The sequence below is a fragment of the Vibrio sp. HB236076 genome (genome assembly GCF_040957575.1).
Taxonomy (GTDB): Bacteria; Pseudomonadota; Gammaproteobacteria; order Enterobacterales; family Vibrionaceae; genus Vibrio.
In genome coordinates, this window is sequence record NZ_CP162601.1 from 376,682 (window position 1) to 394,887 (window position 18,206).

The following is an 18,206-nucleotide window of genomic DNA, read 5'->3' on the forward strand; positions in this document are numbered from 1 at the left end:
ATTGTTGAAGGACAACGAACTGTCCTTCGAGGCCATACAATGAAAGGAATCAATGATGAACTTAGACAAATTTGAACGCTACCCATTAACTTTCGGTGAGACTGCCATTGAGCACTTACCTCGTTTGAGTGCTGCCTTAGGAGGGGAGGTCGAGATTTATGCCAAGCGTGAAGACTGTAATTCAGGCTTGGCTCTAGGCGGTAATAAATTGCGCAAACTTGAATACGTTGTACCCGATGCGATAGCTTCTGGTGCTGATACCTTGGTGTCGATTGGCGGTGTACAATCCAATCACACTCGCATGGTTGCGGCAGTGGCAGCCAAAATTGGTATGAAATGCCGTTTGGTACAAGAAAGTTGGGTCCCCCACGAAGATGCGGTTTACGACCGAGTGGGAAATATTTTGATGACCCGTTTGATGGGGGCGGATAGCCGAGTTGTCGACGATGGATTTGATATCGGTATCCGCTCTTCATATGAACAAGCCATGGCGGAAGTTAAAGCTGAAGGAGGCAAGCCGTATGGTATTCCAGCGGGTGCCTCGGTCAATAAATACGGTGCGATTGGTTATGTCGCGTTTGCCGAAGAAGTAAAAAAACAAGAACAAGCGCTGGGTTTTTCCTTCGATTACATTGTGGTCTGTGTTGTGACTGGGTCGACGATGGGGGGGATGATTGTCGGGTTTGCCGATCAAGGGAGAGCGGATCGAGTCATTGGTATTGATGCTTCAGGTACGGTAGAGCAAACTCGAGCACAAGTGCGAAACATTGTCGATAATGCGGCAGAGTTAGTCGAACTCGGCCGTGAAATCCGTGACGACGAAATTATCATTAAGGAAGACTACGCTTACCCTGCTTACGGGGTGCCGAGCGCTGAAACTAATGAGGCGATCCGTTTGGCAGCGCAAACCGAAGCCATGATGACTGACCCAGTTTACGAAGGTAAGTCAATGCAGGGCATGATTGATTTGATTAAAAGGGGAGATATCCCGGCGGGATCTAAAGTGCTGTATGTCCACTTGGGCGGCGCACCGGCATTAAATGGTTACAGCTATACTTATCGCAATGGCTAAGTATTCAAGGTCAGTATGCACTTACATTTGGCCTGTGTTATTTACAGGCCATCTCGTTTCCCTTAAGAGGCGGTTTCAAGTCGTGTGACAGGAAGAAGTGTGGTGTGAGTTGCGTTGATGATACGCGTTGATTTCACTTTACCAGCGACTTCGCTAAGATACTTTCATCAAAGGACCAGAAGATCGCGCTTTATGGACAAAGTCGATAAGAAAATCTTACAGTATCTACAACAAGATGGGCGTTTAACCAACGCCGAGTTAGCTGAAAAAGTACACGTCAGCCCAGCCACTTGTCATCGCCGGACTCAACAGCTGTTTGAGCAAGGCTACATCGAAGAGGTTCGTGCGTTAGTCAATCCTAAAAAGGTTGACCTAGGCGCATTAGTGCTCGTGGGCGTGGTTCTCGATCGTTCTACAAAAGAAAGTTTTGCCTTATTTGAATCGGCAATCAAACCTTTGCCGTTTATCTTGGATTGCTACTTAGTCGCTGGCGATTTTGATTATTTTTTGAAGGTGAGAGTGGCGGATATGGCGGATTTTAACCATTTGCATAGTGAGCAGTTACTCGCTCTGCCAAGCGTGCGACAGCTAAGAACGTTTTTTGTCATGAAAGAAGTTCAAGATAATGCCCCACTGTTTTTTTAGTGTCTCGTTGTCTTTTCTGGGCCACTGTCTTAAACGGTGTTTCACTGCCTTGCCTTAAATCCCTCTCGCGAGTGGGAAAATAATCATAAACCACTCTTTTGCGATCGATAGTAACAAAGCGAGCCAGTCAGATTGAATGACCATCTTATCGGTGTAAGAAGCAAAGTTTATACTAAACAATAAAAGGAACCCGTACTTAAATAACCATTGTAGAGTGGTCGCACTGACTGCGGTGCGGTGAAGTAAACGAAAACCGGCGGTCAGTAAGTGATAACACACAAAAACAAACAGTGCACCACCTAGATAAAATGGCAGGTACTGAGACATAAGGGTAAGAACATACCGAGTCACCGAGACCATATTGGTCAGCCAAGGGTAGGAAAACCAGTGGTTAATCGTGTGAACCACTCCTGGCAGTCGTTCAAACAAGAACGGCGGGAAGAGATTGAATAACGCCTTGAGTGGGTTGTAATTGAGCTCAAATGGAAAGTGGCTGAGTGTGACTAAGACAATGGGAAAGCACAATGAATAAAAGCGTTGTAGAGAAAGGCGTTCAATCGCTTTGAGTCTCTTACCACTTGCTAATAGCAATACACCGACAGAGCCCACAGCGGCCAGCGAATAGATCATGGCGTAAATGGGCGAGGTAGGTAAGTAAGACCAGGAATAATACTCAATCACGATGACTAGGCTGATAAAGAGCATACTCAAGCCAATATCAAGACTATGACGGTGTAGCACCATCACAGCAGTGGGCGTATCTTTGACATTTCCAGTCATGACACGGTTTTCTGTTTCTGTTGAACAGGCATGCAGAGAGTAGGGGGATTTTTTGTCCAGCAAAGGGTATCTCTTACTTGTGCTTAAGATGATATTCTTATTATTACTGGATAGTATACGTAATTGTGTTGTTTGTTACCGAGATTTTTGTGTGAAGTGTGTGACAGTTTGAGGCAGCGTATGGCAGTTCGCTTCGGTTAACACAGCATACGAAAAGATAAGACAGCGGAACACGGTGCTACACTGTCTTATACTTGATTTCTACTGGTCTATTAGGACAAAAACAAAGTCGCAAGGCCGAGGAAGGTCGTCAGCCCCACCACATCGGTGACGGTTGTCAGCGCCATACTACCGGCGAGGGCTGGATCAATGTTCAGTTTCTTCAACACCACAGGGATCGTTACCCCTGCAATACCAGCCATGATCAAGTTGGTCATCATCGCGGCTGCGATAATGCCACCTAATAGCCAACTGCCTTTCCAAACCACAACAATACCGCCAATGATACACGCCCACAGTATGCCATTTAAAATACCGATAGCGGCTTCTTTACGCAGTAATTCTCTGCGGTTCGCATCCCCGATGTGGCCTAAGGCCAAACCGCGTATCACCAGGGCAATGGTTTGGTTACCCGCGACACCGCCCATCGAAGGAACAATCGTCATCAAAACGGCAATGGCAGCCATTTGTTCGAGCGTATCTTCAAATAAATTGGAGACAGAAGAAGCGGCAAGAGCCGCTAAAACGTTGGCACCGAGCCAAATAGAGCGCTTGCGAGTCGATTTTATTACCGGTGCGAAGGTATCTTCTTCGTCGTCCATACCGGCTAAGCTCATCATGGAGTGTTCAGCGTCCTCGCGGATCACATCCACCACATCATCGATGGTCACTCGGCCAAGCAGTAATTGGTTTTCATCCACGACCGGGGCAGAGACCCAGTTGCGTCGTTCGAAGAGGCTGGCCACATCACTGGCACTGGTCTCCACCAAAATGGCTTCATCGGCTGAGGTCATTATTTCGCTGACTTTGACATCGGCTTGACTGGTGAGCAAATGGGTGACGGCAACCACCCCTAACAAAATGTTGTCACTGTCGATAACATAAAGTGCATCGGTTGTGTCAGGTAATTCGCCCTTCATACGCAAATATCGCAGAACGACATCGACATCGACATCGCCACGAATCGTGACGACATCCGTGTTCATTAAGCCACCGGCACTGTCTTCTGGATAGGAAAGGGCCGTTTCGATACGCAAACGGTCAACCGCGTCCATTTGTGCCAAAACTTCACGAGATACATCTTCAGGCAAGCTTCGCAAGACATAGGCGACATCATCGGTGTCCATACCTTCGGTGGCTTCGGCCAAGGCTTCTGGCGCCATTTTGGACACCAGGTTGTCTTTGACATCTTCACTCAATTCATCGAGGATTTCGCCGTAGTATTCCGGGTCGGTTAATTGCCAAAGGACGTCACGGCTTTTACGAGGAGCCGCTTCTAAAAGGTGAGCAATATCTTCCGGCTCCATATCTTGAAGCTGGCGACGGACATGAACAAAACGACCATTGTCTAATGAAGTGGTGATGTCTTGGAGGGCTTGGTGAGCTTGATCAAACTCAAATTGCTCTGCCATTAATTCCCCCTAATTCTCGAAAGGCTACAATAGATTGAATAATAACTTAAAATTATGGCAATAAGAATGTGATTTAACAAAAATTAGCCAAGATTTTACTCGCCTTCCTCAAACTTATCTTCTACTAATAAGGTGACTGCGTTTAACGCGGGTTCCGCTTCTGGCCCGCTTGCGGTAATGGTGATTCGTTGGCCTTGGGCCGATTGAAGCATCAGCAGCCCCATGACACTGTCGGCCGTTGCCGTGGTGTTATCTTGATTCTCAATCGTAATTTCGGCATCAAAGCTTTGCGCAAGTTCTACCAACTTTACGGCTGCGCGGGCGTGCAAACCCAAACGATTTTGTATCAGTACTTCTCGAGAAATGGACACTAACCCTCCTTGTGTTGTTCCAATGATGTATGGCGAATATGGACTTGATGTCCGAGGCTGGAAAAGTGTTCACCAAGCTGCTGTGTTAGATAAACAGAGCGGTGTTTGCCACCTGTACAGCCAATCGCAATGGTTAGATAGCTGCGATTGTTTTTTTCTAGCATCGGCAGCCAACTTTCAAAAAATTGTTGTAACTGCAATTTGAGTTGTGTGACCTCAGGATGACTTTCTAAAAAGTCTTTAATTGGCACGTCTAGCCCTGTCATTGGGCGCAATTCTGGTTGCCAATGCGGGTTGGGTAAAAAACGCACATCGAAAACATAATCGGCATCACTGGGCAGGCCGTATTTGAAGCCAAAAGATTCAAATACCATCACCAGATCGCGGCGCTCGCGTCCTTCAATACGGCGACGAACGGTTTCACTCAAATCGTGAATAGAGGTTTTACTGCTGTCGATCAATAAATCCGCTTCGGCTTTTAAGTGGGTCAGAATATGCTTTTCGAGATCGATGGCTTGCTCTAGTGAGGGAGCAAGCTTACTGATGGTCAATGGGTGAATACGACGAGTTTCGCTGTAGCGTTTGATCAGCGCTGATTTATCGGCATCGAGAAAAAGTAGCGTGACATCGTGCACCGTTTTGAGTTGGCCGAGTGTGTCGGTCAACTCATCGATATTGGCGGGAAGGTTGCGAATGTCGATGCTCACGGCAACATTTTTAGTGCGTTTATCGACGGACTGTACAAAGGCGTTCAGCAGGTCGACCGGTAAATTATCGACACAATAGAACCCTAGGTCTTCTAAGACCCGTAATGCCACACTTTTTCCTGCTCCGGAGTGTCCGCTGACTAATACGAGTCTCATTAGTATGGTGGCCTCTGTTATTGGGTTTGATTAACCATGATGTCGTAAAGCGCTTGATCAGATTCCGCCTTGCGCAGTGATTTTAGGACATTTTTATCGGACAGTTTTTCTGCCATCGTTGCTAAGGTTTTTAAGTGCTCTTGGCATTGTGCTTCTGGCACCAACAAAGCAAATAAAAGGTCGACAGGACGGTTGTCAATCGCATCAAATTCTATCGGCTCTTGGCATTGGATAAACACACCAATGGCGTGATTAGCATCAAAAGGCAACCTTGCATGTGGAATGGCAATGCCATTACCAATACCTGTGCTGCCTACTTTTTCTCGGTTTAGCATCGATTCAAACAGCGCATTGCTCTCTTCACCAGTGTGCTCAGCAACAATCTGGCTGATGATTTCAAGGGCGCGTTTTTTGCTTGAGCATTGGACGGCACTTTTTGTGCAGTCCAATGATAAAATTTGACTTAATTGCATAACTTAATGGCTATTTAGCTTTTCTTTGTGCTTGTTTAACTGTCTAACCAGTTTATCCACGAGAGAGTCGATGGCAGCATACATGTTATCACTGTCGGCTGATGCGTGAATTTCACCCTGATTTACGTGAAGCGTAGCTTCCGCTATCTGATGAATTTTTTCAACCTTCAATACCACCTGAACGTTGTTTATTTGTTCAAAAAAACGCTCTAGCTTCTCAAATTTCGAGTTTACATAGTCTTGCATTGAATCGGTCAGGTCAACGTGATGTCCTTGGATGTTAATTTGCATAGACAGTCCTTCTTTCGGCTTAGTTACAGTAGGCGTTTGCGCTGACTAGACGGAGCAATACCCAAGGATTCGCGGTACTTGGCTATGGTACGGCGCGCAACCTTGATGCCTTGCTCGGCCAGTAAAGTCGCAATCTTACTATCACTCAATGGCTTAGCAGTGTTTTCCGCGGCCACGAGTTTCTTGATTAGCGCTCGGATGGCGGTTGATGAACACTCACCGCCGTTGTCCGTACTCACATGGCTAGAAAAGAAATACTTCAACTCAAAAATACCCCTAGGGGTATGCATAAACTTTTGGGTCGTAACACGAGAAATTGTCGATTCGTGCATATCGACCGTTAGCGCCACGTCATTGAGAACCATGGGCTTCATTGCTTCTTCTCCATACTCAAAAAAGTCGTATTGATGCTCGACAATACAACGAGCAACTTTGAGTAAGGTCTCATTGCGGCTTTCTAAACTTTTGATCAACCATTTCGCTTCTTGCATATTACTGCGAATGTATTGGCTATCGGCGCTGTTGCCTTTACTCATACTCGCGTATTGCTGGTTGACCTTTAACTTGGGCACACTGTCGGGGTTGATCGACACTGTCCATTTTCCATTGTGTTTGTAGACAGAGACATCGGGAATGACATACTCGGTTTCATCCGGCGTTATCTTACTGCCTGGTCTTGGATCAAGCTGTTGAATCAAAGAGAGAATTTGACGCAAGTCTTCTTCTTTGAGCTTGGTCTCTTTCATAATTAATTTGTAGTCGCGATTGCCTAATTGATCAATGTGATGAGTCAATACTTGTCGCGCTTGTGTGAGCCAAGGTGTGTTTTCAGGAAACGTTGATAGCTGTAGCAATAGGCAATCTTGCAAATTGACCGAGGCGACACCGAGGGGATCAAAGCGCTGGATGCGTTTGCGAACGGCTTCAATTTCATCAAGTTCGATTTCATCACTGTCAAAGCTGTCTAAAATTTCTTCTGGGCTCAGTGTGAGGTAACCGTAATGATCAACGGCATCGATGATGGCGAGGGCTATCGTACGGTCGGTTTCGCTAAAAGGGGTTAAATCGAGTTGCCACATCAAATAGTCATAGAGACTTTCCGTGGTTTCCCCTTGGTAGACGGGCATGTCATCGTCTACGGCGATTCCGGTATTGCCCGTATTGGCGCTGTAAACATCGTCCCAAGTGGTGTCGATTTCTAATTCGTTGCTCAGTTCTGATTTTTCGATTTGAGCGGAGCTGTCGGCGATATCTAACTCCGCGCTGTCGTCTTGGCGTGATTCGTCTTGGTCATTGCGCTTGCTGTCTTCACTGCTGTTGACGTCTTCCGATTGACTTTCTTCCACTTCAAGCAAAGGGTTAGAGTCGAGCGCTTCTTGAATTTCTTGTTGTAAATCGAGCGTAGAAAGCTGCAACAAACGAATGGCTTGTTGTAGTTGTGGCGTCATGGCCAACTGCTGACCAAATTTGAGCTGTAGTGAAGGTTTCATCCCGTCTGTCTTACCTTTTTTGGAGCGATTAATTATGAGAAACATTGTAGAAAAATGGCCACCATAGGATTGTTACCATAAGGCTTGGCAACCATTTCGCTCGTCATCATCAAACAGTATGACGTATCAATGATTTTCTTGTCACTCTTCTTCCTTGATTTTATATCAGTCTGCTGGTGAATGGATACACAAAGTGACTGATAGTTCAGTCTATCATAGACGGAAATGGCCAGTGACGAAATGATTTATCACTGGCGCGGCGTAGAAGCTGTGCTTTAAAGCTTAAACTGCTCGCCTAAGTAGACTTTTTTGACCTCTTGATTATTGAGGACGTCGTCAGGTGTTCCTTCGGCAATTAAGTGCCCTTTACTGACAATATACGCTTTTTCACACACATCAAGTGTTTCTCGCACGTTGTGATCGGTGATCAAGACTCCAAGTCCACGATCTCTTAGGTGCTCGATGATTTTTTTGATATCGATGACTGAGATTGGGTCGACACCGGCAAACGGTTCGTCGAGCAAAATAAACTGTGGATTGGCGGCTAAAGCTCGAGCAATTTCAACGCGACGACGTTCTCCACCCGACAGCGCCATACCGGCACTTTTTCGAATGTGAGTGATGTGAAATTCTTCGAGTAGGTCTTCGAGTCGGTCTTGGCGTTGCTCACGAGACAATTCATTACGGGTCTGTAACACAGCCATGATGTTGTCTTCAACGGATAATTTGCGAAAGATCGAGGCTTCTTGTGGTAAATACCCAATACCGAGTCGAGATCGGCTGTGCATGGGTAAAATACTGATGTCCTGATCGTCAATCTTAATGGAGCCTTCATCGCGGGGAACCAAGCCAACAATCATGTAGAAAGACGTGGTTTTACCCGCCCCGTTTGGGCCAAGCAGACCGACTATTTGTCCAGATTGCACTTCTAAGCTGACGTCAGTGACAACTTTTCGCTTTTTGTAACTCTTGGCGAGATTTTTTGCGCTGAGAGTGGCCATGATTACTTACTCTTTATTTGACTGGGTTGCAATACCGTTGTGACGCGCTCTTGTTCTGAGCCATCGGCCATGAGTTTTTGTTGGGCAATTTGGTATTTGATACTAGAGCCTTGGATCAAGTTGCCATCTTGAGCCAATTGCGCTTTCCCTGTCATGGTTAATTGATCGGTGGACAGCATGTACTGAAGATCATTGGCTTGACCTTTAATGGTACGGCCATCGTCGAGTAACTGAGAAAACTTGGCCGGTTTTCCCGTGGCTTGGATCATTTTGATGTCTTGGCCTTGCTCGTCACGAGTGACGCTCAGGGTATCTGCGGTAATATTGATACTGCCTTGTTTGAGTGACACATTGCCAACAAACGTCACCTTGTTGCTCTTCATGTCGAGCTGTTGACTGTCAGAGTCAATGTAGACCGGCTGTGCGGTATCTGTTTCTAATGCTAGGGCAGCGGGGGCGGTGAAAATCAACGCCAAAATACTAAGGATTAATGGTTTCATAGTGACCTTGTACTTTATTGTAAAGTGTTGCTTGGTTATCTTTGAAGTTTCCTTTCATCGCGCCACTCGTCGTATTGAACTGTGGTCCGTAGAGGGTGACTTCATGATCGGCATGAAAATCTTTACTGGTTAAATCAATTTCAATTGATTGGGTTTTTAACGTGTCAAAACTGGCTCCTGGCAGCAAATTTTTTAACTGCACATTATCATAGAGCGTTAACACGTGCTCTTCATCTAACACGGCGCGCTTGGCGGTGACGGTCCATTCAATGGTTTTTCCGTCGCGATAGACGGATAAGCTCGGCGCGTCAAAAATGGTATCACCGCTTTCTGCGTAGTGATCAAGGTGGCTCGAGGAGATGGCATAACTGCGCTCACCCTCTTGATTGTAGCTGATATTGTTTAGGCTCTCACCGCTAAACATGGGCAGCTCGGTATCTGGGTCGACTTGTAAAGCTTGATCTTGATGCCGATCCATTAGGTAATACGCTGACCATGACGCGATGAACACCAAAAAAATAATCACCGGACGGCTGAGTGTCATATGCTCAACCCTTTGTGCATTTCGAGCTCGCCACGGGCTTGGAGTATCAAGTCACACACTTCGCGTACCGCGCCATGACCGCCGCGAATTTGAGTGACGTAATTGGCGCGTTGACGCAACAACGGATGACCGTCAGCAACGCAAACTTTTAAGGCAACTTTATCCATTACGGGCCAATCAATCAGGTCATCCCCGATATAGCCAGTGTGCTCAGGGGCAATCTCAAGCTGAAGGCAAATATCGGCATACGCGGTGAGTTTGTCATCTTGGCCTTGATAGATAAGTTCTATGCCAAGCGCTTTCATTCGCGAGCTGACGATCTGCGAGCGGCGCCCAGTGATAATTGCCACTTTGACTCCTGCATTCATTAACGCCTTGACGCCGTAGCCATCGCGGGTATGAAACGTCTTGAGTTCTTCACCTTGATTACCCATATAGATCAATCCGTCAGAAAATACGCCATCCACATCGCAAATGAGCAGTTTTAGATCACGGGCGACGGCGAAGAGATCAGGGTTTACCGGGCCGTATAAGGTTTCGACACTGTGCGTCATTACATCACTCCTGCTTTGAGCAAATCGTGCATATTGAGTGCGCCGACCAAGCGGCCTTGTTCACATAGCAATAAGCCGTTAATTTTTTTGTTCTGCATAATGTTAAGCCCTTCTACCGCCAATTTGTCTGGAGAGCAGGTCGTCGGTTTTGGGGTCATGACTTCGCCAATCGCGGTGCTGTGAATATCGACCCGTTTGTCAAGAATACGGCGCAAATCACCATCGGTAAAAATGCCGAGAAGGTGTTGGTCTTGGTCGACAATTGCGGTCATTCCCAGTCCCTTGCGCGAAATTTCCAGCAGCGCGTCGCGAATCAATGCCTGTGGGCTGACTTGGGGTAGGCGTTCGCCACTGTGCATAATGTCAGACAACTTGAGCAGCAATTTTCTCCCCAACGCACCACCGGGGTGAGAGAGGGCAAAGTCTTCTTTGGTAAAACCACGCGCTTGTAATAGCGCGATGGCCAAGGCATCCCCCATCACCAAGGTTGCAGTCGTGCTTGATGTCGGCGCAAGACCCAAAGGGCACGCTTCTTCGGCAACCGTGGCTTGCAAATGATATTCAGCCAACGTTGCCATATTCGATTGCGGGTTTCCGGTCATCGCGATAATTTCAATCGCGCGCCGTTTGAGTACAGGATAGAGACTCAAAATTTCACCGGACTCACCTGAGTTGGAAATCGCCAGAACGATATCGCCGCGATCGATCATGCCTAAATCACCGTGTGCCGCTTCACCAGGGTGGACAAAAAACGATGATGTCCCTGTACTGGCAAACGTCGCCGCTAATTTTTTGCCGATGTGCCCTGATTTCCCCATTCCCATCACCACGACTTTACCGCGGTGATGGATTAAGCGTTGACAGACTTTATCAAAGTCTTGGTTAAAATAGGGTGAAAGTCCTTCTAATCCAGCGATTTCAATTGCGAGTACTCGCTTCGCTGCGGCGCAATAATCAAAGCTTGTCGCCATAAAAACCTCCGCTTACGCCGACATATTCATAAATAAATAGCCTTCATAGACCACAAAGCACAAGAGTAAAACAGTGCCTTCAATACGGTTAATGCTGCGTGATTTACCCAAAGCCATGACCGCGAGCAGGAGTGATAGTCCTAATACGACCCAAAAATCTCGATTCATGGCCAATTCACTGATGAAAGAGGGGTGCAACAAACCTGGAATACCCATGACGGCCAAAATGTTAAAGACGTTCGAGCCAATGATATTTCCGACTGCCATGTCATCTTCGCCTTTGAGTACCCCTGCCAGTGAAGCGGCTAATTCAGGTAAGCTGGTGCCAATGGCAATGATGGTTAAACCAATCACTAAATCACTCATGCCAAAGTAGCGCGCGATAAATACCGCGTTATCGACGAGTAAACTGGCAGAAATCGGTAAAAGTACTAGGCCGACGATTAACCACAGCGCCGCTTTGCCGTTGGACACACCATCGGGTACTTCCGATTCTTGGTCATTGACGAAGTTATCTGGCTCACCATTTTTCGCTTTGCGAGTGATGATTAACATAACCGCCAAAAAGAGGACAAAGAGGACGAATAACAACGCCCCTTCGTAGAAACCGAGGTAATCATCCCACAAAATTAAGCCGGCAATCACAGTAACGCCGAGCATTAAAGGAATTTCGCGGCGCAAAACACCTGAGCTAATTGCCAAGGGTTTGACCATTGCAGTGATGCCGAGAATTAACGCAATATTTGCAATGTTTGAGCCCAAGACATTGCCGACCGCAGTATCGGTGTGGCCATCGAGTGCCGCGGTGGCTGAGACCATCATTTCTGGTGCAGACGATCCCATCGCAATAATTGTCATACCGATAATTAAAGGAGGAACGCCGAAGTTTCGGGCAATGGCGGCAGAGCCAAAGACCAGTTTATCCGCACTCCATACGAGAAGAACAAGACCAAGAATAAGTAGCGCAATGGCTGCAAGCATGACAATCCCTAATAAATTGGTGGATGGTGACAATGAGCCGACAATTTTGAACGTTTGCCATGCAAAATGGAAGTTAAAGTGTAAAGAAATTAGTAAATAGAAATGAATTTTTTACCTTGTATTAGACCCTTGTTCCGTCGGTGAATGGGGTATCAAAGTCGTGGACTCTGAGCTTAGCTAACTTGGATGGCTCATTGTTATTGGCTTTGGGCGGCGTTTGCTGTGATGTGAACAAAGTGGTGATGTTATCAATAGAAAAGTAAACAAGAGGGAATTTTCTTGTCGGGCTCGGGTCAATTAATTGAACAGTGCTTTTAATTTGTAAATAGACTGCTTATGATGTCACTTTCATTGATTCTGTCTATTGATGACAATGCCGTAGGCATACAAGAAGGAAAACCATGTCGACACATGACCTCGTGACCATTAAGGGTTTGACGTTCTCACGCGGAGAGAGAAAGATCTTTGATGATATTGACCTTTGTGTACCTCAGGGTAAAGTCACCGCCATTATGGGCCCATCGGGAATCGGTAAAACGACTCTGTTGCGTTTGATTGGCGGTCAGATCGCGCCGGAAAGCGGCACGATAGACTTCGATGGTGACAATATTCCCACACTTTCTCGTCAAAAGTTATATCAAGTGCGTAAAAAAATGAGCATGCTCTTTCAATCCGGTGCGCTATTTACCGATATGACGGTGTTTGACAATGTGGCTTTTCCGCTCCGCGAGCACACAGAGCTTGATGAAGAAATGATTCGCACTTTGGTGTTGCTGAAACTTGAAGCCGTCGGTCTTCGCGGTGCTGCGCAGTTGATGCCCAGTGAGCTGTCCGGTGGGATGGCAAGGCGTGCTGCCCTTGCTCGTGCGATTGCTCTTGATCCTGATCTTGTCATGTACGATGAACCTTTTGTTGGTCAGGACCCAATCACCATGGGGGTGCTGGTAACCTTAATAGGCCAGCTTAACCAAGCTTTGGGGATGACCTCGATTGTGGTGTCGCACGATGTGCCTGAAGTCATGAGCATTGCCGACTTTGCTTACATTCTTGCTGGCGGTAAAATCATCGCTCACGGTACCCCACAAGAGTTGCGCGAGCACAGTGATCCTCGGGTACAGCAGTTTCTTTGCGGTGATGCTGACGGTCCTGTGCCATTTCAATACCCGGCCAACGCAATGGCACAGGATTTACAACTATGATGGATATGATCACTTCTCAATTACAAAAAATTGGCCAACGCACATTAGCGCTGTGTCAGTCTTGGGGCAAAGCCAGTTTACTTTTGTCTCATGCTGTCATGAGCCGCCCACAGCCGATTAAAAATGCCCCGCTTTTGATCCGTCAACTCTATCATGTTGGTGTCCAGTCATTGGCTATTATTGTCGTTTCTGGCTTGTTTATTGGTATGGTATTGAGCCTGCAAGGGTATGTCATCTTGGTTGACTATGGCGCAGAAGGCAGCTTAGGGCAAATGGTGGCATTGTCGCTGTTGCGAGAGCTTGGGCCTGTGGTAACGGCGTTGCTGTTTGCCGGTCGAGCGGGGTCGGCGTTGACCGCCGAAATCGGTCTTATGAAGGCGACCGAGCAGCTCTCGAGTCTTGAAATGATGGCGATTGACCCGGTGAAACGCGTCATCGCGCCTCGTCTTTGGGCAGGAATTATCTCAATGCCGTTATTGGCGATGATTTTTATGGCGGTTGGCATTTGGGGTGGTCAGTTAGTCGGTGTTGAGTGGAAAGGCATCGACAGTGGCAGCTTCTGGGCGGCGATGCAATCTTCGGTGACCTTGTCGCACGATATCGTCAACAGTTTGATCAAATGTTTTGTGTTTGCTATCACGGTGACTTGGATAGCGTTATTCAATGGTTATGATGCGATCCCAACGTCAGAAGGGATCAGTCGAGCAACCACGCGTACCGTGGTTCATGCTTCTTTAGCGGTACTGGGATTAGATTTCGTGTTAACCGCACTTATGTTTGGGAATTAAATCATGCAACAAACGAAAAAAATTGAATTATGGGTCGGCGCTTTTGTTCTTGCCGGGGTTTGCGCAATCTTGGTCATGATTTTTCAAGTCGCTGACGTGAAGGGAATTGGTCGCGGTGATACTTATCAAGTACAGGCTAAATTTGACAATATTGGCAATTTAAAAGTCAGGGCTCCTGTGAAAGTGGGCGGTGTGGTTGTCGGACGAGTCGAACAGATCTCACTGGATCCAAAAACACAATCGCCCAAAGTCGTGATGGCGATTGACAGTCAATACAATGAATTTCCGGCCAACTCAAGTGTGAAAATTTTGACCTCAGGGTTGATCGGTGAACAGTACATTGGCTTGGTACCCGGTTTTGTCTTTGGTGATGAAAGCGAATTGCTAACCGATGGCACAACGATAGAAGATACTAAGTCTGCCTTGGTACTTGAAGATCTCATCGGCCAATTCTTATACCGCACCGGTGGTTCGGGTGACAAAGATTCAAACGAATAGAGAGCCAGTCAATCAGTCTGATCTTAAAAAGTGAGCAGTAACAAACAAAATAGGCGCAGTGCCATGGTGCCTTGGGCCATTGCGATGTTAATAATGTGAGGACAATCTAATGTTAAAGCGAATTTGGGCTTCTTTAGCCACTGTGATGATTGGCGCGGCATGTTTGCTAGGCAATACCGCCCACGCCGATACTAGCCAGATCGACAAAACGGATCCTTACGCGATGATGAAGCAAGTCGCGGATCATACGTTTAAGCGCTTGAAGAACGAACAAGGTAAAATTAAGCAAGATCCCAACTACCTTAAAACGGTCGTTAACGAGGAGTTGATGCCTTATGTTAATTACCAATACGCGGCACTGAAACTGCTTGGTAAAAACCTGCGCGGCGCTGAGCGTGAAGATGTTTATACCTTCATCAAAGCCTTTCGCGAATATTTAGTGACGTCGTATGCTCAGGTCCTGACAGAGTACCAAGATCAAGAAATTAAGTTCGGGCCTGCCCCAAGCCTTGATGCGGATCAGCGTATCACCACGGTTAAGGTCAGTATTGTTGATGCGCCGCAGCCTGATATTAATCTCGCTTTCCAATTGCGCAAGGACAGCAAAACGGATGAGTGGCAAGCTTATGATATGGTTGCTGAGGGCATCAGTTTGCTGTCGAGTAAACGCTCAGAGTGGGAAGGAAAAATTCGTCAGGAAGGCATTGTCAATGTCGCTAAAGAGCTTGAGTCTTTGGCGAAGCAGCCGATCACTTTTGGTGACAAATCATGAGCGATGACGCGCAATTTCAATGGCAAGGCGATGATGTTTTGTTGCTCAGTGGTCACTTAGACCGAGAGCATGTGCCATCGCTTTGGCGTGATTTACAAGCTCAGCCCTTTGCGGCCGGCACGGTTCAGTGTTCGTTAAAAGCCGTGACACGCGTCGACTCTGCAGCAATGGCGTTGTTGATTCACGTAATAAAGCATGCAAAACAGCAAAAGTGTCATATAATGTTCAGCTTTATACCGCCACAACTAAAGACATTGCTTGAGTTGAGCAATGCCGATGGCGTGACTGCTGAACATATTCAACAGAATTAGAGGTAAAAAGTGGAAAGCACAGAAGTTAAAGCCATCCTAGAAGCCGCACTGCAATTAGAAGAATTGCATGTCAAAGGTGAAGGCAGCCATTTTGAAGTCATTGCGGTCGATAATTGTTTCGATGGCATGAGCCGAGTGAAGAAACAACAAATGATCTACGGCCCATTGACCGAGCAAATTGCGCGCAACGACATTCACGCGGTATCAATTAAAGCCTATACCCCTGAAGAATGGGCTCGCGATAAAAAATTGATGTCGCTTTAATAAAAGGGTGAAGGCAATGGATAAGTTTCGAGTCATTGGCTCTGACCAACCACTTTCGGGTGAAGTCAATATTTCTGGGGCAAAAAATGCGGCACTGCCGATTTTGTTTGCTTCTATTTTGGCCGAAGAGCCGGTTCAGGTCGATAATGTACCTCATTTGCGCGACATTGATTCCACCATGGCACTATTGCGCAAACTCGGTGCTAAAGTTGAGCGCAATGGCAGTGTCCATGTTGATCCTAGTTGCATCGATCAATTTTGTGCACCTTACGACTTGGTGAAAACCATGCGTGCGTCTATTTGGGCGTTGGGTCCTTTGGTCGCGCGTTTTGGTCGTGGCCAAGTTTCTTTGCCAGGCGGCTGTACCATTGGTGCACGTCCTGTTGATTTACATATCTCGGGTCTTGAACAACTCGGTGCGACGATCACACTAGAAGAAGGCTATGTAAAAGCAGAAGTCGATGGCCGTCTGAAAGGCGCTCATATTGTCATGGACAAAGTCAGTGTTGGCGCGACGATTACCATCATGTGTGCGGCAACATTGGCCGAAGGTACCACCGTACTCGACAATGCGGCTCGCGAGCCAGAAATTGTTGATACTGCTGCCTTTTTAAGCCAGATGGGGGCGAAAATCTCTGGTGCCGGTACCGATACTATCACCATTGAAGGGGTTGAACGTTTAGGTGGTGGACGTCACCGTGTCGTGGCCGACCGTATTGAAACGGGAACTTTCTTGGTCGCTGCTGCCGTGTCTGGGGGCAAAATTGTCTGCCGGAACACGTCTGCGCATCTGCTTGAAGCCGTGTTGGCTAAGTTAGAAGAAGCCGGCGCTGCGATTGACAGTGGTGACGATTGGATCAGCTTAGATATGACTGGACGCGAGCTGAAAGCCGTGAATATTCGCACCGCGCCGCATCCAGGTTTCCCAACCGATATGCAAGCGCAGTTTACTTTGCTCAACATGATGGCCAAAGGTGGCGGCGTGATCACTGAAACGATTTTTGAGAACCGCTTCATGCACGTCCCAGAGTTAATTCGTATGGGCGCAAAAGCCAAAGTTGAAGGCAATACGGTCATTTGTGGTGATGTTGAACGCTTGAGTGGTGCGCCGGTGATGGCGACAGATTTACGCGCCTCGGCAAGCTTGGTTATCGCGGGTTGTATTGCCAAAGGCGAAACGGTGGTCGATCGCATTTATCACATCGACCGAGGCTACGAAAAAATTGAGAATAAACTCACTGCCCTTGGGGCGAACATCGAGCGATTGAGTTAGCCTACGTTGACGATTAAAATATCAGAATCAAGGTCGAAATCTGCGGGTTTCGACTTTTTTCTTTGATTGAACCCTTTATTTGGAGTCACACATGATTGCATTGGTAAGACTAATTGCCGTGTTTATTTTTTCACTGTTGATGTTTGTATTCGGCTGTGGTTATTGTTTGTTAAGCCCGCGTAACCCGAAACACGTGTTTACCATTGGCCGTTTGTTTTCTAAGTTCCTCGCCCCGGTATTTGGCATTAAGTTAGAACTGCGTTTACCTGAAAATGCCTACCAGCGCGGTCAACACGTTTATATTGCGAACCATCAGAGCAACTGGGATATGGTTACCGTCTCTGCTGCCGTCACGCCCAAAGTCGTCACGGTGGGTAAAAAGAGTTTGGCCTGGTTGCCTTTGTTTGGGCAAATCTATTGGTTAACAGGCAATATTTTGATTGATCGTGCCAATAAAGCCAAAGCGAAAGGCACGATTGATCAAGTGGTAAAAAGCATAAAAGAAAGCGATGTGTCGGTTTGGATGTTCCCGGAGGGGACGCGTTCTCGTGGTCGCGGTTTATTGCCGTTTAAAACCGGTGCTTTTCATGCCGCCATTGGTGCAGAGGTTCCCATTGCGCCTATTGTGTGTAGTTCAACCGGTCATTTGAAGCTCAACCGTTGGAATAATGGCCACATTATTGTTGAAATGTTGCCAGTGGTGGAAACACAAGATTACAGCAAAGAAGAGGTTCGCAAATTGGCGACCCACTGCCGTGATTTAATGAAAGAGAAGCTCGAGCAACTAGACAGCGAAGTAAAAGAACGCAATCAAGCGCAAGGGATACAATAAGCATCTCGCTAAGCGTCGTGATTTGAGTTATTAGTTGGTTGTCTTAGCGAGTAAAAGCTCGGTCATAATTTAAACAAAAGCCGCCTCATTGATATCGACAAT

General features: G+C 46.9%; 23 protein-coding genes. 10 read left to right on the plus strand and 13 right to left on the minus strand.

Features of this window, described 5'->3' with window-relative positions; genetic code table 11:
• The first annotated feature begins 52 nt into the window (after positions 1-52).
• The gene (locus tag AB0763_RS01815) at positions 53-1,072 is read left to right on the plus strand and encodes a 1-aminocyclopropane-1-carboxylate deaminase (RefSeq protein WP_306102126.1); all 1,020 of its coding nucleotides are present in this window, start codon (positions 53-55) and stop codon (positions 1,070-1,072) included.
• Between the two features lie 192 nt (positions 1,073-1,264).
• Positions 1,265-1,717 (plus strand): Lrp/AsnC family transcriptional regulator, encoded by a 453-nt coding sequence (locus AB0763_RS01820; protein WP_306102125.1) that lies wholly within the window; start codon positions 1,265-1,267, stop codon positions 1,715-1,717.
• 54 nt (positions 1,718-1,771) lie between these two features.
• On the opposite strand, the gene AB0763_RS01825 is transcribed toward AB0763_RS01820, so the two are convergent.
• The 13 genes from AB0763_RS01825 to AB0763_RS01885 form a co-directional block, all read right to left on the minus strand.
• Positions 1,772-2,497, minus strand: coding sequence for a hypothetical protein (locus tag AB0763_RS01825; RefSeq protein WP_306102124.1), 726 nt, complete (start codon positions 2,495-2,497; stop codon positions 1,772-1,774).
• Between the two features lie 272 nt (positions 2,498-2,769).
• Positions 2,770-4,128 (minus strand): magnesium transporter, encoded by a 1,359-nt coding sequence (mgtE, locus tag AB0763_RS01830; protein WP_306102123.1) that lies wholly within the window; start codon positions 4,126-4,128, stop codon positions 2,770-2,772.
• A gap of 95 nt (positions 4,129-4,223) precedes the next feature.
• On the minus strand, positions 4,224-4,499 hold the full coding sequence (locus tag AB0763_RS01835; RefSeq protein WP_306102122.1) for an HPr family phosphocarrier protein: 276 nt from the start codon (positions 4,497-4,499) through the stop codon (positions 4,224-4,226).
• Positions 4,499-5,362 carry an RNase adapter RapZ gene (rapZ, locus tag AB0763_RS01840; RefSeq protein WP_306102121.1) on the minus strand — a complete coding sequence of 288 codons (864 nt, stop codon included), beginning with the start codon at positions 5,360-5,362 and terminating at the stop codon, positions 4,499-4,501. Before rapZ ends, AB0763_RS01835 begins: the two co-directional genes overlap by 1 nt.
• A gap of 17 nt (positions 5,363-5,379) precedes the next feature.
• Positions 5,380-5,835, minus strand: coding sequence for a PTS IIA-like nitrogen regulatory protein PtsN (ptsN, locus tag AB0763_RS01845; RefSeq protein ID WP_306102120.1), 456 nt, complete (start codon positions 5,833-5,835; stop codon positions 5,380-5,382).
• A 3-nt stretch (positions 5,836-5,838) separates the two neighbouring features.
• On the minus strand, positions 5,839-6,126 hold the full coding sequence (gene hpf, locus AB0763_RS01850; protein ID WP_306102119.1) for a ribosome hibernation promoting factor: 288 nt from the start codon (positions 6,124-6,126) through the stop codon (positions 5,839-5,841).
• A gap of 23 nt (positions 6,127-6,149) precedes the next feature.
• Positions 6,150-7,616, minus strand: a complete 1,467-nt coding sequence (locus AB0763_RS01855; protein ID WP_306102118.1) for an RNA polymerase factor sigma-54 — start codon at positions 7,614-7,616, stop codon at positions 6,150-6,152.
• 275 nt (positions 7,617-7,891) lie between these two features.
• Complete coding sequence (lptB, locus tag AB0763_RS01860) at positions 7,892-8,617, minus strand: LPS export ABC transporter ATP-binding protein (protein WP_306102117.1); 726 nt, start codon at positions 8,615-8,617, stop codon at positions 7,892-7,894.
• 2 nt (positions 8,618-8,619) lie between these two features.
• Positions 8,620-9,117, minus strand: a complete 498-nt coding sequence (gene lptA, locus AB0763_RS01865) for a lipopolysaccharide transport periplasmic protein LptA (protein ID WP_306102116.1) — start codon at positions 9,115-9,117, stop codon at positions 8,620-8,622.
• Positions 9,098-9,661: an LPS export ABC transporter periplasmic protein LptC gene (gene lptC, locus AB0763_RS01870; protein WP_306102115.1), complete on the minus strand. Its 564-nt coding sequence runs from the start codon at positions 9,659-9,661 to the stop codon at positions 9,098-9,100. Before lptC ends, lptA begins: the two co-directional genes overlap by 20 nt.
• A complete protein-coding gene (kdsC, locus tag AB0763_RS01875; RefSeq protein ID WP_306102114.1) occupies positions 9,658-10,215 on the minus strand; it encodes a 3-deoxy-manno-octulosonate-8-phosphatase KdsC in 558 nt (185 codons plus the stop codon). The genes lptC and kdsC overlap by 4 nt, the downstream gene beginning before the upstream one ends.
• Entirely contained in the window at positions 10,215-11,186 is a 972-nt protein-coding gene (locus AB0763_RS01880) for a KpsF/GutQ family sugar-phosphate isomerase (protein WP_306102113.1), read from the minus strand. Before AB0763_RS01880 ends, kdsC begins: the two co-directional genes overlap by 1 nt.
• A 12-nt stretch (positions 11,187-11,198) precedes the next feature.
• Positions 11,199-12,167, minus strand: coding sequence for a calcium/sodium antiporter (locus tag AB0763_RS01885; RefSeq protein WP_306102112.1), 969 nt, complete (start codon positions 12,165-12,167; stop codon positions 11,199-11,201).
• A 401-nt stretch (positions 12,168-12,568) separates the two neighbouring features.
• Here AB0763_RS01885 and mlaF point away from each other — a divergent pair, with 401 nt between their 5' ends.
• The 8 genes from mlaF to AB0763_RS01925 all read left to right on the plus strand — a co-directional run bounded on the left by mlaF (position 12,569) and on the right by AB0763_RS01925 (position 18,104).
• On the plus strand, positions 12,569-13,366 hold the full coding sequence (mlaF, locus tag AB0763_RS01890; protein WP_306102111.1) for a phospholipid ABC transporter ATP-binding protein MlaF: 798 nt from the start codon (positions 12,569-12,571) through the stop codon (positions 13,364-13,366).
• Positions 13,363-14,154: a lipid asymmetry maintenance ABC transporter permease subunit MlaE gene (gene mlaE / locus AB0763_RS01895; RefSeq protein ID WP_306102110.1), complete on the plus strand. Its 792-nt coding sequence runs from the start codon at positions 13,363-13,365 to the stop codon at positions 14,152-14,154. Before mlaF ends, mlaE begins: the two co-directional genes overlap by 4 nt.
• Before the next feature lie 3 nt (positions 14,155-14,157).
• Positions 14,158-14,652, plus strand: coding sequence for an outer membrane lipid asymmetry maintenance protein MlaD (gene mlaD, locus AB0763_RS01900; RefSeq protein ID WP_306102109.1), 495 nt, complete (start codon positions 14,158-14,160; stop codon positions 14,650-14,652).
• A 145-nt stretch (positions 14,653-14,797) separates the two neighbouring features.
• Positions 14,798-15,424, plus strand: a complete 627-nt coding sequence (gene mlaC, locus AB0763_RS01905) for a phospholipid-binding protein MlaC (RefSeq protein ID WP_306102230.1) — start codon at positions 14,798-14,800, stop codon at positions 15,422-15,424.
• A complete protein-coding gene (locus AB0763_RS01910; RefSeq protein WP_306102108.1) occupies positions 15,421-15,735 on the plus strand; it encodes a lipid asymmetry maintenance protein MlaB in 315 nt (104 codons plus the stop codon). Before mlaC ends, AB0763_RS01910 begins: the two co-directional genes overlap by 4 nt.
• 9 nt (positions 15,736-15,744) lie before the next feature.
• Positions 15,745-15,999, plus strand: a complete 255-nt coding sequence (gene ibaG / locus AB0763_RS01915; protein WP_306102107.1) for a BolA family iron metabolism protein IbaG — start codon at positions 15,745-15,747, stop codon at positions 15,997-15,999.
• 16 nt (positions 16,000-16,015) lie between these two features.
• Entirely contained in the window at positions 16,016-17,272 is a 1,257-nt protein-coding gene (murA, locus tag AB0763_RS01920; RefSeq protein WP_306102106.1) for a UDP-N-acetylglucosamine 1-carboxyvinyltransferase, read from the plus strand.
• A 91-nt stretch (positions 17,273-17,363) separates the two neighbouring features.
• On the plus strand, positions 17,364-18,104 hold the full coding sequence (locus tag AB0763_RS01925) for a 1-acylglycerol-3-phosphate O-acyltransferase (protein ID WP_306102105.1): 741 nt from the start codon (positions 17,364-17,366) through the stop codon (positions 18,102-18,104).
• Positions 18,105-18,206 lie beyond the last annotated feature (102 nt).